This window comes from Marinomonas piezotolerans (genome assembly GCF_003362755.1).
Lineage (GTDB): Bacteria > Pseudomonadota > Gammaproteobacteria > Pseudomonadales > Marinomonadaceae > Marinomonas > Marinomonas piezotolerans.
On the sequence record NZ_QKRA01000003.1, the window covers coordinates 552,316 to 567,345 of the forward strand.

Consider the following 15,030-nt stretch of genomic DNA (forward strand, 5'->3'; position numbering starts at 1 on the left):
TTTATGCTTCTACCCAGAGTTTTAAGTGCCATGGTTATGGCGTTTCTATTTATCTATGCAGTGTTTGGTTTGGAGCCGGCAAGCTTTGAGTTAGCCATCGGTGGAGTCGTTTTGGTTGCAGGCTGGGAGTGGGCTAGATTGGCCGGAATTCACCGTCAGCAAGGTCGATTTGCCTTCGCGGGGTTAGTGGGGACACTTTGTTATGGCGTTGCGCTTTTTGATCTTTATTCTGTGACCCTACTTATTGCTCCCGTGTTATGGCTGCTGGCGTTGCTCTGGGTGGTGAAATATCCTCAGAATACGGGGTGGAGAACTCGTATCGTTCGAGTGTTATTTGGTCTCTTAGTGCTGTTGACGACATGGGCTTCTTTGGTGGTGCTGCGCGGTTCAGAGCATTTCGTAGTTTGGGTTTTGGTGTTGATGGGAATGATTTGGGGGGCAGACTCTGGTGCTTACTTCTCAGGTCGCGCGTTTGGTAGACGCAAATTAGCCCCATCTGTTTCTCCGGGGAAGTCTTGGGAGGGTGTCTACGGTGGCTTGATTGTTGTTCAATCTGGGGTCGTGATTTTTTCTGTTCTAAATGGTTACAGTGTCAGTGCATGGGCTGTGTTGGCGACTATTGCGCTGGTGACGGTACTCACATCAGTGCTAGGTGATTTAACAGAAAGTCTTTTTAAGCGGCATGAAGATTTGAAAGATTCTAGTCAGCTTATTCCAGGTCATGGCGGTGTTATGGATCGTGTAGACAGTCTTACGTCTGCAGCACCGCTGTATGCGCTAATGTTGACGTTGGTAGGTTGGTTGTGAAACAGAAAATATGTCTACTCGGTGCGACTGGGTCGATAGGCTCCAGTACCTTGGATGTCATCGAGAAGCATAGTGATCAGTTTGAGCTAGTAAGTGTTGCAGCTAATTCTAGTGTCGAGCGAATGGCAGAAATATGTCGGCAGTTTTTGCCGCAGCGTGCTGTTATGGGATCCGAAAAAGCGCGTGATGCTCTTGCAAAATTGTGTCATGGCCTTCCTATTCAATTCGAATGGGGAAGCGAGGCGATGGAAGACATTGCCTCTGATGATGCTTGTGATCAGGTTATGGCAAGCATTATGGGGTTCGCGGGATTGCGTCCTACTCTGGCTGCAATTCGGTCTGGTAAAAGGGTTTTGCTTGCGAACAAAGAGAGCTTGGTGACCGCTGGTCGTTTGTTTATGGACGAAGTGGCGAAGCATAATGTGGTCTTGATGCCTATTGATAGTGAGCATAACGCTATTTATCAATGTCTGCCTCAAACAAAGCAGGGCGCCATAAAGCGAGACGTGGATAAAATTTTATTAACTGCATCTGGTGGGCCCTTCCGTGAGTTTTCTATGGAGCAAATGTGCGCTGTAACCCCAGCTCAGGCTTGTGCGCATCCTAATTGGACGATGGGGCAAAAGATATCGGTAGACTCTGCAAGTTTGATGAACAAGGGCTTGGAGTTGATCGAGGCGTGCTGGTTGTTTGATGTGACGCCTGATCAAGTGCAAGTGGTGGTGCATCCTGAAAGTATCATTCATTCGATGGTTTCTTATAAAGATGGCTCCGTCATTGCGCAAATGGGTAACCCTGATATGAAAATTCCGATTGCCTACGGTATGACTTGGCCTAAAAGGGTGGAAACTGATGTTCCTCCACTTGATTTATTCTCGGTGTCCCAGCTTAATTTTGAAGCGCCCGATATTAAGCGGTTTCCTAATTTGAGGCTGGCAAAAGAAGCGTGGTTTATGGGAGGAACAGCCATGGCAACGTTAAATGCGTCAAATGAGGTTGCTGTTGCGGCGTTCCTTAATAAGCAAATCAGCTTTTTAGATATAGCTCGCATAAATGAAAAGGTACTTGAACGCTCAGAGATAAGTGTTGTCAATGAACTCGGTGCGGTGTTTGATGCGGACTTTGAAGCCCGCTCAATGGCATTGCGTGTAATTGACACGGAGACTAAATAGATGGCCCAGAATGTTCTGTCCTTTGTGGTGGCATTGGGAGTACTGATCACATTTCATGAGTTTGGTCATTACTATGTTGCGCGTTTATGCGGCGTAAAAGTGCTGCGCTTTTCTGTTGGTTTCGGTAAGCCTATTTATACCTATACAAGTAAGTCGGGCACTGCATTCACTTTAGCTATGATACCGCTCGGTGGCTTTGTGCGGATGTTAGATGAGCGGGAGGGAAATGTCCCTAGGGAGTTGCGCTCACAAACGTTTAATTGCAAATCTGTTGGACAGCGCATTGCTATTGTCGCTGCAGGACCTATTGCGAACTTTATATTGGCTATTGCGCTTTATGCTGTTATCGCGGGAATGGGGTTGCAGTCAATTGCGCCTAAAATTGATGGTGTGACTCCAGGCTCCCCGTTAGCGCAAACGTCAATTTCTCATGGAGATGAGCTAACGCAAGTGAATGGCGTCGTGACGCATTCTTGGGAAGATGTAAATCTAGTGTTAGCAGACTTGATTGGCCAAACAGGTGTATTTAGTGTTCGCTATTTACCTAGTGATACGACCGTCGAGCAGCAGGAAACGTTTTCTTTGAATAGATGGTTGGTGGGATCTGAGGCAAACAATTTGATCGCTGAGTTTGGTGTGCGACCTTGGCGACCGACCGTTGACCCAGTTATTGCTCATGTAGTGGAAGGGGGCGCAGCACAACAAGCTGGGGTTATTCCTGGCGACAAAGTGCTCAGTGTTAATGATGACCAAGTCGATACATGGCAACAACTGGTAGCTTGGGTGCAATCTAGCCCCAATGCCCCGCTGGATCTTATTGTTGAGCGCGCAGGGCAACGTAAATCTTTAGTTCTAACGCCAAGCGCTCGAGAAATAGATGGTACTATGACCGGGGTTGCTGGGGTTGGTGTTGAGCCGCCAGTTTTGTCATCTGAAGATCTAAGAGAGCGGCAATTTGGTTTTTTCGGTGCGCTTGAATACGGTGTTGTGCAAACATGGAAGATGACAGCTTTGACTGTTGGTTCCATCGGAAAAATGCTTCAGGGTTTGTTATCGCTTGATAATCTTTCTGGACCAATTACGATCGCAAAGGTTGCTAGTGCCTCGGCTGATTCTGGGGTGCAGTCTTTCCTGAAATTTATGGCTTACTTGAGTGTTAGTCTTGGTGTTTTAAATTTGCTTCCGATCCCGATGCTAGATGGTGGGCATTTGTTGTTTTTTGGTATAGAAGCTGTGCGACGTAAACCTGTTTCAGAACGGATTCAAGGCGTCGCTTATCGTATTGGGGCTTCGCTGTTGTTCGCGATGATGGCTGTCGCGTTATTTAATGATATTGCCCGCTTGTAGAGAGGTATATGTGAAAGTCTTTGTTGCCGTATTGTTGGCGTGTTGTAGTGTATATAGTTTTGCAAAGACGGTGGCCGATGTTCGAATCGATGGCTTAGTGCAGATGTCTGCAACCCGAGCATTTGACACTATCGGTTTTAAGCAAGGCTCAGGTTATGATTCTTCGAATGTATATGATGCAGTAAATAGTCTTTTTTCGACAGGCTACTTTAGTGATATCGATGTGTATGAGGAAGATGACGTTGTTATCTTTAAGGTGGTTGAGCGTCCCTCAATTGGTCAGCTGACGATCGAAGGAAATGACATGATTTCCAAAGATGATCTACAGCGTGGCCTTAAATTATCAGGTTTAGAGGTAGGAGAAATCTATAAACCTGAAACGTTAAACCAAATAGAGCAAGAGCTACAGAGACAGTATTACTCTTTAGGTCGATATAGCGCAAAGGTTGATATTGAGGTGGAGGAGTTGCCTCGTAGTCGCGTTGCTATTCGCATAAACATTGAAGAGGGTGTGACGGCCAAAATTGTCCACATTAATATAGTGGGTAATAAAGCGTTTGATACCGAAGAGTTGACTAAAAACTTTGCGTCCGCAGAGACTGGTTATTTTAACCCTTTTAGTTCTGCCGATGAGTATTCGAAACAAAAGGTTCAAGGTGACCTTGAAGTCCTTAGAAGCTTTTATCTAGATAGAGGGTATTTGGATTATCAGCTTATTTCAAATCAAGTAAGTGTCTCATCTGATAAGCGAGATGTGTATGTCGTCGTTAACATTGAAGAGGGTCAGCCATACTACATTAATGATGTAGCATTGAGCGGGTCTTTGCCTATTACTGAAGACTTGGTTTGGCAACACATCGATCAGGAACAAGGAGATGTTTTTTCTCGTAAACAAGTCACTGATATAATGGAGGCAATCTCTACACAATTAGGTGATGACGGTTATCTGTTTGCTAACGTGAATGTTATACCCTCGAAGCTTGATAATCATAAAGTAGATTTGACCTATCACATTACGCCAGGCCCGAAAGTGTATGTACGGCGTATCAATTTCTCGGGTAACTCCGAAACGAAGGATGAAGTATTGCGTCGAGAAATGACGCAGTTTGAAGGCGCTCTAGCCACCCACACAAAAATACAGAGTTCGAAACGAGCGATTGAGCGACTGGGCTTTTTCTCTAAAGTCGATTTAAAAACTCGTTCCGTACCTGGCACTACCGATCAAGTAGATATAAATGTAACAGTTGAAGAGCAGCCTTCTGGCAGCATTCAAGCCAGTATTGGTTACTCTCAATCAGATGGAACAGTTTTAGGTTTTGGCGTCTCTAAGCGTAATTTCTTGGGCACGGGTAATAAGTTAGCATTTAATATGAGCCGCACTAATCAAACTCAGAATTATACGCTTTCTTATGATAATCCTTATTTTACTGTTGATGGGGTGAGTCGCGGATATAGCTTATTTTACCAAGTAAGTGATCATGAGCAGGATGATGTAGAAGATTATGATCTGGATAAAATAGGCGCTTCTGTTAGCTTTGGTTATCCGGTTAGTGAAACGCAGAGATTGAGTTTTGGTGCAACAGTTAAAACCACGACTGTAGACTTAGGATCCAATCCATCGAATGAAACCAGTGATTACTTGAATACTTACGGTGATTCTTACGATGATGTTTTAGCTAATATCGCGTGGAGTGACAGTGATATTATTGGAGGTGTCTTGCCGACGGATGGCTATTCGCACCGTGTAACACTGGATGTAGCGACGCCTATTGGTGATCAAAGTTATGCGAAACTAGGAGTAACTTCTCAAGGATACTGGAACTTAACGGACAACAAGCTATGGTTATTCCATCTTAAAGGCCGAGCAGGTTATGGGATGGGGTATGGAGATACAGATCGCCTGCCATTTTTTGAGAATTACTACGCCGGAGGTGTTTATACAGTACGTGGCTATCGTGCGTCCTCACTTGGCCCCAAGAACTCTTATAGCAATGGTACTGATACCGACTCAATTGGTGGGAATATTTTGCTGGCAGGTACTGCTGAATTGATTTTTCCTATGCCAATGGTTGAAGATCATCGCTCTGTACGCACCTCTATATTTCTGGACGCCGGTAACGTGTTCACAGACTTTTGTCTAGCGGGCAACACGACATGTAATGAAGGTATAGATGTCTCTGAGGTTCGATACAGTCTTGGTCTGAATTGGACTTGGATTACGCCTATAGCACCACTATCGTTTAATTTATCTCGAGCGTTGAACCCGAAAGATGGCGATTCTACAGATTTCTTCCAGTTCCAACTTGGTACAACATTCTAAAATTTAGGAGGGTTTATAATGAAAGCGTATATAGGGCTAGTGTTTGCAGCGCTAATTAGCGTACAGGCGTATGCAGCGGAAATAGCTGTGCTTGATTTTCATGGAGCTCTATTGCAAAGCAATGCGGGTCAAGAAGCTGCCAAAGCTCCGCGTCAGCAAGTGGATCAGATGAGAGTTCGTTTAGATAAGGAAGATGATGCTTTGCGGGAGATGGTGGAGTCCTTGAAGCGAGACGAGCTGACACTCGCGCCAGAAGATGTACAGAAGCGTCGTCAGGCGATCAATGAAAAGCAGAACCAGCTCCGTAGTATGGTGTCTGCTATGCAGCAGCAGGCGCAGCAGATGGAGCAAAAGCTTATTCGAGACCTGACTCCCAGAGGTGAGGCAGCGTTAAAAGAGATTATTGAGGAGCGGAAGCTAGACGCTGTTCTTAACCGTCAGGCGGCCCTTTATACGAATAACTCGGTTGATATTACCGCCGAGTTGATTGAGAAACTTAATAAAGAGAAATAGTGAATGAGTTACACACTGTTAGAGATATCGAAGCATGTTGAGGGTGAGTTGCTTGGTGATCCTGATTATGTAGTGAGCTCGCTCGGTTCACTACACAAAGCGAAGCCTGAGCAGTTGAGCTTTATCTCTAATCCTAAATATGCGAATCAGCTTTCTAGCAGTGAAGCCGGGGCAGTATTAATACGTGATCTAAAGGATGCCTCAAAGGTGCGCAACGCGATTCTCGTGCGTAATCCTTACCTAGCGTTTGCTAAGGTGTCGCAATTATTCGTTTCAGATCCACAAGGTTGGAGCGCAAATATTCATCCATCCGCACAAATTCATCCAACAGCAACAATGGGGCATGGTGTTGTATTGGGGCCTAATGTTGTGATCGGTGCCAACACAGCTATTAGCGATAACGTGATGATTGGTGCAGGCACTGTTTTAGATGAAGATATTGTAATCGGAGAAAAAACTCGTATCGCCGCAAACGTGTCACTCTATAGTGGCGTGGTTTTGGGGGCTCGATGTATCGTCCACAGTGGAGCTGTTATCGGCTCTGATGGGTTTGGTTTCGCGCCTGACCAAGGTGCTTGGAGGAAAATACATCAACTGGGCTCAGTGATTATAGGGGATGATGTTGAAGTTGGGGCGAATACTACTATTGATCGCGGAGCGATTGATAACACGATTATCGGTAACGGAGTGAAGATTGATAACCTTGTACAAATTGCTCATAACGTCGTAATCGGCGATAATAGTGCGATTGCAGGGTGTGTCGGTATTGCGGGAAGTTCTATAATAGGCAAATCGTGTACGCTTGGCGGTGGTGTCGGGTTAGCTGGACATTTATCAATTACTGATAACGTGCATGTCACTGCTATGAGTTTGGTGACACGCTCGATTCATGAACCTGGCTCTTATTCTTCTGGCACAGCGCTAGATAGTACTCCCAAATGGCGACGATCTGCAGCCCGCTTGCGTCGTATAGAGAATATGGCGGCGCAAATTACAAAATTGGAAAAACAAGTTTCTACGCTTTTAACAAAAGGTTAATGCACAAATGATGGATGTGAATGAGATTCGCCGTTATCTTCCCCACCGTTACCCGTTTCTACTTGTAGATCGTGTTGTGGATATTACATTAGGGGAATCAATCGTTGCGTATAAAAATGTGACGGTGAATGAACCGTTTTTTAATGGTCACTTTCCTGATCATCCAGTGATGCCGGGTGTTTTAATTATCGAGGCGATGGCTCAAGCAGCGGGCATTCTAGGTTTTAAAACGATGGGTAAAACGCCTGAAGATGGCTCTATCTACTATTTTGTGGGGGCTGATAATACGCGATTTAAACGTCCCGTTGTACCTGGAGATCGTCTACAATTAGAAGCGAAGATTTTAACAGAGCGCCGTGGTATCTGGAAATTTGAAGTCAAGGCGTCAGTTGAGGGAGAGCTCGTGTGCTCTTCAACTATATTGTGTGCTGATAGGAAAGTTTAAGTGTTGATACATCCAACTGCGATAGTTGATCCCAAGGCTGAACTAGACAGTGATGTTGAAGTTGGGCCGTTCTGTGTCATTGGACCTAATGTTCAGATCGGCTCAGGCACCGTTATCAAATCTCATGTCGTTATTAATGGACATACGATTATCGGTGAGCAAAATGAAATATTTCAGTTTGCTTCAGTTGGTGAAGCGAATCAGGACAAGAAATATAAAGGGGAGCCGACAGAGCTCATTATCGGTGACCGCAATGTTATTCGAGAAAACGCTACGTTGCATCGTGGCACCATCCAAGATCAAGGTATCACTAAAATAGGTAATGATAACCTATTTATGGCGAGCACCCATGTTGGTCACGATTGCATTGTTGGTGACAATAATATACTCGCCAACTATGCCGCATTAGCTGGTCATGTACATGTAGGTGATTCTGTTATTCTTGGAGGGTATACGGGGATACACCAGTTCTGTCAGATTAACTCATTTAGTATGTGTGGTATGGGATCTATGGTTACTAAGGATGTGCCACGCTTTATGATGATTTCTGGAGACCCAGCTAAGGCTCATGGAATGAATTTTGAGGGGATGCGTCGTCGTGGCACTGCCCCTGAAATTATTAAGGCTCTACGGTCGGCCTATAAGACGGTCTACCTTAAATCACTCCCATTAGAGAAAGCATTGGCTGAGATAGAAGGGAGTGAGATCTTTAAAATCCAGGATGTCGCGGACTTTGTATTATCTATTCGTCGCTCAAGACGAGGTATTGTTCGTTAGCAAAACATTGTGTAGCAAAGAAACCCCGATCTTTTCGGGGTTTTTTTATGAAGGTATTACGGCATGCAAAAGCGATTTGTGATAGTGGCGGGTGAAGCATCTGGAGATATTCTCGGTGCAAACTTGATTAAGCATCTAAAGCAGCGATACCCCGATGCGATTTATGAAGGTATCGGCGGGCCATTGATGATAGCGGAGGGGTTTCATACGCGTGTCCCCATGGAGCGCTTATCTGTTATGGGGTTGTTTGAAGTGCTTGGGCGTCTGAGAGAGTTGTTGGGTATTAGAAAATCTTTGTTTCAACATTGTTTGTCAGTTCAGCCTGACGCCTACATTGGTATCGATTCGCCAGATTTTAATTTACCTTTGGCAAGAAAACTGCGAGAGAGAGGATTGAAAACCATCCACTATGTTAGTCCATCAGTATGGGCTTGGCGTCAGAAACGCATTTTCAAAATCAAGAAGTCGGTTGATTTGATGCTAACACTGTTTCCCTTTGAACTAGAAATATACCGAGCGCATCATATTCCAGCTGTCTGCGTGGGCCATACTTTAGCCGATGATGTTCCCATGGAGTCAGATAAGGTGGCAGCGCGCCAAGCTCTGGGCGTAGATCAGCAGGGTCGGTGGTTGGCCATTTTACCGGGATCGAGAGGAGGAGAGGTTAGTCGCTTAATGCCATTGTTTGCCCAAACGATGAAATTGCTTCAAGCACAGTATCCCGCTACTCAGTTTCTGATTCCTTCAGCAAACGCAGACCGTCGAGAACAAATTGAAGCGATTCTGAAAGAATATAATCTGTCGGCAGTGATAGTGGACGGTCGTTCTCGAGAGGTGATGGCGGCTGGAGATGCGATTTTGCTAGCGTCAGGTACAGCAGCATTGGAGGCAATGTTGGTTAAGCGCCCTATGGTGGTTGCCTATCGTTTTACAGCACTGACTTATGCCATTATGAAGCGCATGTTTAAGGTGCCATACGTGTCATTACCGAATTTGCTGGCAAAAAAGCGTTTGATTCCAGAGCTCCTTCAAGATGACGCTACGCCAGAAAAGATGGCATCAGCCTTATTGGAGCAAGAAGTGCGTTTTCAGCAAGATGAGGAATTACATAAGACATATGTCTCGCTTCATAAGATGCTTAAGTCTAATGCTGGTGAAGCGGCAGCAAATGCTATTGTTAAGGAGCTAGGGAGTGAGTGAATTAGTTCCTTTTGAAAGCCTTGAATACAGTGGCTGGCTGCTGGCGGGAGTTGATGAAGCAGGGCGTGGCCCGTTAGCCGGTGATGTTATCGCGGCGGCAGTCATTTTAGATCCATTGCATCCTATCGTAGGCCTGAACGACTCTAAAAAGCTGAGTGAAAAGAGACGAGAAGCACTATATGAAGATATTATTAACAATGCATTGTCTTACAGTGTGGCACGAGCGAGTGTCGAAGAAATTGACGAATTGAATATATTGCATGCCAGTATGTTGGCAATGCAGCGGGCGGTAATGTCACTCTCTGTGGCACCCGAGCATGTATTGATTGACGGAAATCGAGTCCCAAAACTTTTGCCGTGTCCCGCTGAAGCGGTTGTCAAAGGGGATGCTCGTCAATCAGCGATAGCTGCAGCGTCGATTTTGGCGAAAGTGACTCGAGACAGAGAGGTCGTAGCCCTAGATGCGCATTATCCTCAGTATGGTTTTGCTAAACACAAAGGCTACCCTACAGCGCAACATCTAGCGGCAATAAAAGAACATGGTGTGTGTGATATTCATCGTCGTAGTTTTGCCCCAGTTAAACGAATCTTAGAAGGTTAATACATGTCCTCTTTTATCCACCTTCGCGTGCATACTGAATATTCCCTAGTAGACGGGCTTGTTAAGGTCAAAGGCTTGGTTTCTGAGGCCGAACAGCAAGGTATGCCGGCCGTTGCAATGTCCGATGAAAATAACCTTTGCGGGTTCATACGCTTTTATACAGGTGCTATGGGTAAAGGTATTAAGCCCATTTGCGGTGCAGATATTGTACTTGAGGCGACCGATGAGATAGAGCAAAGAACTCGAATGACGTTGTTGGCCATGACCAATGATGGCTACAAAAATGTGATTGAGGTGATTTCAAAAGGATATCAGCATGGTCAAGTAGATGGACGACCGATTATTAAGCGAGAGTGGGTCGCTGAGCACTCCGGAGATGTGATCGCTTTGTCTGGAGGTATGCACGGTGATGTTGGCTTTTTGTTAGCTAAAGGGCGAATGTCAGAAGCAAAAGTTTACTTGCAGCGTTGGATGGACACCTTTCCAGGGCGTTACTACGCTGAAGTAGTGCGTACACTTCGATCAGGCGAAGAGGATTATATACACAGTATTGTGCCGCTCGCTGCCGAATTAAGCTGTCCTGTAGTGGCAACGAACGATGTCCGCTTTTTAAAACGAGAAGATTTTGAAGCGCATGAAGCTCGAGTTTCGATCCATGATGGGATCACATTGGGGGATCCTCGTCGCGTTCGCAAGTATTCGGAAGAGCAATACTTTAAGACTGCTGATGAAATGACAGAGTTGTTTTCTGATTTGCGTGAAGCCATCGAAAACACAGTTGAGATTGCTAAACGCTGTAACGTTGACGTTTTATTAGGCACTTACTTCTTGCCGGACTTCCCTGTGCCAGAGGGAATGACTATGGAAGACTACTTTCGTGAGCTTTCACATGCAGGCTTAAAAGAGCGGTTTGATTTGCTGGTAAAAAAAGGTGGCGATCGGATTCTTGCGAAAAAGCAGGAATACATTGATCGGCTGAACTTTGAACTCGATATCATCAATCAAATGGGGTTTCCAGGCTACTTCCTTATCGTGATGGATTTCATCCAGTGGTCTAAAGATAACGATATTCCTGTTGGACCAGGGCGTGGTTCGGGTGCGGGTTCCCTTGTAGCTTATGCATTAAAAATCACTGATTTGGATCCCCTTGAATACGATTTGCTGTTTGAGCGTTTCTTGAACCCAGAGCGTGTTTCGATGCCAGACTTCGATATCGATTTTTGTATGGATAACCGCGACCGAGTGATTGACTATGTTGCTCAGCGCTATGGTCGAAATGCAGTGTCTCAGATTATCACGTTCGGCCAGATGGCAGCGAAGGCGGTTGTGAGGGACGTCGCTAGGGTTCAAGGTAAGCCATATAGCTTAGGAGATAAGTTGTCGAAACTTATTCCTTTTGAGATTGGCATGACATTGAAAAAAGCAGTAGAAGAAGAGCCGGCTTTAGTTGAGTTTATCGAAGGCGATGAAGAAGCTGCTGAAGTTATGGAAATGGCGTTTAAGTTGGAAGGTACGGTTCGTAACTTCGGCAAACATGCTGGTGGTGTGGTTATTGCGCCTACTAAATTAACGGATTTCGCCCCGCTATACTGTGAAGAAGACGGCTCCGGCCTTGTTACTCAATACGATAAGAATGATGTTGAAGAGGCAGGCTTAGTAAAATTCGACTTCTTAGGGCTCAAAACGCTTACAGTGGTGGATTGGGCTCTGGGTATGATCAACGACCTGCATGCACGCCAAGGAAAGCCGCCATTGGAAATCGAGCTAATCGATTTAGAAGATAAAGCGACTTACGACTTGTTGCAGAGAGCGGAGACAACGGCTGTATTTCAGCTTGAGTCACGGGGCATGAAAGAGCTGATTAAAAAACTATTGCCGTCTCGTTTTGAAGATATTATCGCATTGGTGGCGCTTTACCGGCCTGGGCCTTTAGGGTCAGGGATGGTTGATGATTTTATCAATCGTAAACATGGTCGTTCTGAACTTGCGTTTCCTCATCCTGATTACCAACACCAAGACCTAAAGCCTGTCTTAGAGCCCACTTACGGTATTATTTTATATCAAGAACAGGTTATGCAGATTGCTCAGGTATTGGCAAAGTTCTCTCTTGGTGGCGCTGATTTGTTGCGACGAGCGATGGGTAAAAAGAAGCCAGAAGTTATGCAGGAGCAACGCCTAATATTTATGGAGGGCGCTGCAAAAAACAATATTGATAAAGATCTCGCCGGTAACATCTTTGATTTGATGGAAAAGTTTGCTGGATATGGGTTTAACAAATCCCACTCAGCAGCCTATGCGTTAGTGTCCTATCAAACTGCATGGTTAAAGCAACACTATCCTGCTCCCTTTATGGCGGCTGTATTATCTGCTGATATGCAAAACACTGACAAAATAGTTATCTTTGTCGAAGAATGTCGCGCAATGGGGTTGGCGCTTGATCTACCAAATGTCAATGAGTCTGTTTATAAGTTCACGGTAAACTTAGAAGGCACGATCATATATGGCTTGGGAGCGATTAAAGGAGTAGGAGAAGGTCCAATTGAGGCGATTGTTAACGCTCGTAAAGAGGGCCCTTTTGAGCATATCTTTGATTTCTGTCAGAGGGTAGGGCGTAAAGTCAATAAGCGTGTTTTAGAGGCTTTGGTTAGATCTGGCGCTTTTGACACCATTGGGCCAAATCGTGCGACCTTATATGCGTCTATTGATGAGGCGTTGAAACGAGCGGATCAAGCGGCAAAAAGTCATGATGCGGGAATGGGGGACCTGTTTGGTATAGCTGTTGAGGAAGCGACAGATAGCGCATACGATGAAATAGGTGTGCTAGAAGAATGGCCAGGACGTCAGCGTCTAGATGGTGAAAAAGATACACTAGGCTTATATGTCACTGGTCACCCGATTGACGATTATGAGAAAGAAATACGTCGATTCGCCCGCTCCAAAATCGTTGATCTTCAGCCCAAGCGCGATACCCAGATTATTGCTGGGTTAATTGTAGAAATGCGTGTCACAAAAAGTAAGCGAGGCGGTAATATCGCGTTTATTACATTAGATGACCGATCTGCACGTATTGAAGTCGCAGTTTTTACTGAAGTGTTTGAAAACGTAAAACAATACTTGGTGCCTGATCAGGTCGTGGTGGTTGAGGGTGAAGTTAGCTTTGATGAGTTTCGTGGCGGGCAAAAGGTATCTGCCCGTAATGTGCTTGATATTGCTATGGCGCGTGTGCGATATGTTGAAGCACTGCGAATTGATTGGACTGAGCAAGAAGTTAAACAGGCTCATATTGAACAGTTGGTGAAGCATATTTCTCCATATAGAGGAGAAGGGTGTGATGTAGTGATTGGTTTTGATACTGATAAAGCATCTGGTGATATCAGGCTTGGACCTCAATGGAGAATTCGCCCTGATGACGATTTAATTTATGAACTTCAGAAACATTACGGTAAACAAAATGTGCAGTTGGTGTATACTTAGCGCCATTTTATGATCCTATCAGCCTTTGAATGGCGATAGGGTGTTCGAAGCTAAAACTTTCTGTAGAATATCCGGCAACCTAACAGCAGTGTGTAGAAAATGAATTTAGATTACTTACCTTTTGAGCAGCCGATTGCTGAGCTCGAACAAAAAATTGAAGAGTTACGTTTGGTCGGTAACGATAATGATCTGAACATCAGTGAAGAAATCAGCCGATTAGAAGAGAAGAAAGTTGCGCTTACACAAAACCTATTTAGTAACTTAGGTGCTTGGGAAGTCTCTCAATTGGCGCGCCATCCAAAGCGCCCTTATACCTTAGATTACGTTAAGCATGCTTTTACTGATTTCGAAGAAATGCATGGCGATCGTCATTATGCCGATGATCGCGCCATTGTTGGAGGTATTGCACGCATAGATGGTCGTCCAGTAATGTTGATTGGGCATCAGAAAGGTCGTGAAGTTAAAGAAAAGGTACTTCGGAATTTCGGTATGCCGCGACCAGAAGGATACCGTAAAGCTTTGCGTCTTATGGAAACCGCAGAACGCTTTAAAATGCCAATCGTTACTTTGATTGATACACCGGGGGCTTATCCAGGTATTGGCGCTGAAGAACGTGGTCAAAGTGAAGCGATTGCGTACAACTTAGCAGTTATGTCACGACTTAAAACTCCGATAATTTCTACTGTTATCGGTGAAGGTGGTTCTGGTGGCGCTTTAGCTATTGGCGTATGTGATGAGCTAATGATGCTTCAATATGGCACTTATTCCGTTATTTCTCCTGAGGGATGTGCTTCAATTCTATGGAAGAGTGCCGATCGAGCCTCCGATGCCGCTAAGGCGATGGGCATCACAGCGGACCGCCTGCAAGAGCTGGGCTTTGTAGATACTATCCTGCAAGAGCCATTGGGTGGAGCTCATATTAACCATGAGGAAATGGCGCTACGTTATAAAGAAAATGTTTTGTCTGTCTTGGATCGACTGGATTCAATGTCGACTGACGAATTATTGGAGCGTCGATACGAACGGTTAATGTCGTACGGTCTGTAAAGGATCCCTACTACTAGTTGTGTCGAAAGCCCGCCTTACTAGGTGGGCTTTTTTGTGTCGTTAATTAATTTCAAAAAAATGAAAAAAGGGGTTGCGTTAAAAATTCGCGAAGGTATTATACGCACCCACTGACACGGACAACGCTTCAGAGTGACGAAGCAAAACGAGTCAGACGCTCTTTAAAATAGATAATCAGATAATTTGTGTGGGCGCTCGCTGGAGACTTCAGCAGACCTCTTAGAGGTCAAAAAAGATTGAAGTCTTAGATGAGTGAACACGTCAATTCGCT

The 15,030-nt window shown here is 45.0% G+C and carries 12 protein-coding genes; all 12 read left to right on the top strand.

Going from position 1 to position 15,030, the window contains the following annotated elements; all coding sequences use genetic code 11:
• Nucleotides 1-3 precede the first annotated feature (3 nt).
• The 12 genes from DN730_RS10190 to accA all read left to right on the top strand — a co-directional run bounded on the left by DN730_RS10190 (nt 4) and on the right by accA (nt 14,741).
• Complete coding sequence (locus tag DN730_RS10190; RefSeq protein WP_115468006.1) at nt 4-807, top strand: phosphatidate cytidylyltransferase; 804 nt, start codon at nt 4-6, stop codon at nt 805-807.
• Nucleotides 804-1,979: a 1-deoxy-D-xylulose-5-phosphate reductoisomerase gene (gene ispC, locus DN730_RS10195; protein WP_115468007.1), complete on the top strand. Its 1,176-nt coding sequence runs from the start codon at nt 804-806 to the stop codon at nt 1,977-1,979. Before DN730_RS10190 ends, ispC begins: the two co-directional genes overlap by 4 nt.
• Nucleotides 1,980-3,326 (top strand): RIP metalloprotease RseP, encoded by a 1,347-nt coding sequence (gene rseP, locus DN730_RS10200; protein ID WP_115468008.1) that lies wholly within the window; start codon nt 1,980-1,982, stop codon nt 3,324-3,326. It abuts the gene before it with no gap.
• A gap of 10 nt (nt 3,327-3,336) precedes the next feature.
• On the top strand, nt 3,337-5,646 hold the full coding sequence (bamA, locus tag DN730_RS10205) for an outer membrane protein assembly factor BamA (protein ID WP_245957937.1): 2,310 nt from the start codon (nt 3,337-3,339) through the stop codon (nt 5,644-5,646).
• Nucleotides 5,647-5,664: 18 nt separating this feature from the next.
• Complete coding sequence (locus DN730_RS10210) at nt 5,665-6,159, top strand: OmpH/Skp family outer membrane protein (protein WP_115468010.1); 495 nt, start codon at nt 5,665-5,667, stop codon at nt 6,157-6,159.
• A gap of 3 nt (nt 6,160-6,162) precedes the next feature.
• Nucleotides 6,163-7,197, top strand: a complete 1,035-nt coding sequence (gene lpxD, locus DN730_RS10215; protein ID WP_115468011.1) for a UDP-3-O-(3-hydroxymyristoyl)glucosamine N-acyltransferase — start codon at nt 6,163-6,165, stop codon at nt 7,195-7,197.
• Nucleotides 7,198-7,204: 7 nt separating this feature from the next.
• Nucleotides 7,205-7,642: a 3-hydroxyacyl-ACP dehydratase FabZ gene (fabZ, locus tag DN730_RS10220; protein WP_115468012.1), complete on the top strand. Its 438-nt coding sequence runs from the start codon at nt 7,205-7,207 to the stop codon at nt 7,640-7,642.
• Nucleotides 7,643-8,419: an acyl-ACP--UDP-N-acetylglucosamine O-acyltransferase gene (lpxA, locus tag DN730_RS10225; protein WP_211313864.1), complete on the top strand. Its 777-nt coding sequence runs from the start codon at nt 7,643-7,645 to the stop codon at nt 8,417-8,419.
• A 63-nt stretch (nt 8,420-8,482) separates the two neighbouring features.
• Entirely contained in the window at nt 8,483-9,619 is a 1,137-nt protein-coding gene (lpxB, locus tag DN730_RS10230; RefSeq protein ID WP_115468013.1) for a lipid-A-disaccharide synthase, read from the top strand.
• Nucleotides 9,612-10,220 carry a ribonuclease HII gene (rnhB, locus tag DN730_RS10235; protein ID WP_115468014.1) on the top strand — a complete coding sequence of 203 codons (609 nt, stop codon included), beginning with the start codon at nt 9,612-9,614 and terminating at the stop codon, nt 10,218-10,220. Before lpxB ends, rnhB begins: the two co-directional genes overlap by 8 nt.
• Nucleotides 10,221-10,223: 3 nt before the next feature.
• Entirely contained in the window at nt 10,224-13,694 is a 3,471-nt protein-coding gene (gene dnaE / locus DN730_RS10240; RefSeq protein ID WP_115468015.1) for a DNA polymerase III subunit alpha, read from the top strand.
• Nucleotides 13,695-13,793: 99 nt separating this feature from the next.
• Entirely contained in the window at nt 13,794-14,741 is a 948-nt protein-coding gene (gene accA, locus DN730_RS10245) for an acetyl-CoA carboxylase carboxyl transferase subunit alpha (RefSeq protein WP_115468016.1), read from the top strand.
• Nucleotides 14,742-15,030 lie beyond the last annotated feature (289 nt).

What these genes read in the sequence shown, in the direction of transcription:
- DN730_RS10190 (WP_115468006.1), top strand. Translation starts at nt 4, where the DNA reads ATGCTTCTACCCAGAGTTTTAAGTGCCATGGTTATGGCGTTTCTATTT.
- rseP (WP_115468008.1), top strand. Translation starts at nt 1,980, where the DNA reads ATGGCCCAGAATGTTCTGTCCTTTGTGGTGGCATTGGGAGTACTGATC.
- DN730_RS10210 (WP_115468010.1), top strand. Translation starts at nt 5,665, where the DNA reads ATGAAAGCGTATATAGGGCTAGTGTTTGCAGCGCTAATTAGCGTACAG.
- lpxD (WP_115468011.1), top strand. Translation starts at nt 6,163, where the DNA reads ATGAGTTACACACTGTTAGAGATATCGAAGCATGTTGAGGGTGAGTTG.
- fabZ (WP_115468012.1), top strand. Translation starts at nt 7,205, where the DNA reads ATGATGGATGTGAATGAGATTCGCCGTTATCTTCCCCACCGTTACCCG.
- lpxB (WP_115468013.1), top strand. Translation starts at nt 8,483, where the DNA reads ATGCAAAAGCGATTTGTGATAGTGGCGGGTGAAGCATCTGGAGATATT.
- dnaE (WP_115468015.1), top strand. Translation starts at nt 10,224, where the DNA reads ATGTCCTCTTTTATCCACCTTCGCGTGCATACTGAATATTCCCTAGTA.
- accA (WP_115468016.1), top strand. Translation starts at nt 13,794, where the DNA reads ATGAATTTAGATTACTTACCTTTTGAGCAGCCGATTGCTGAGCTCGAA.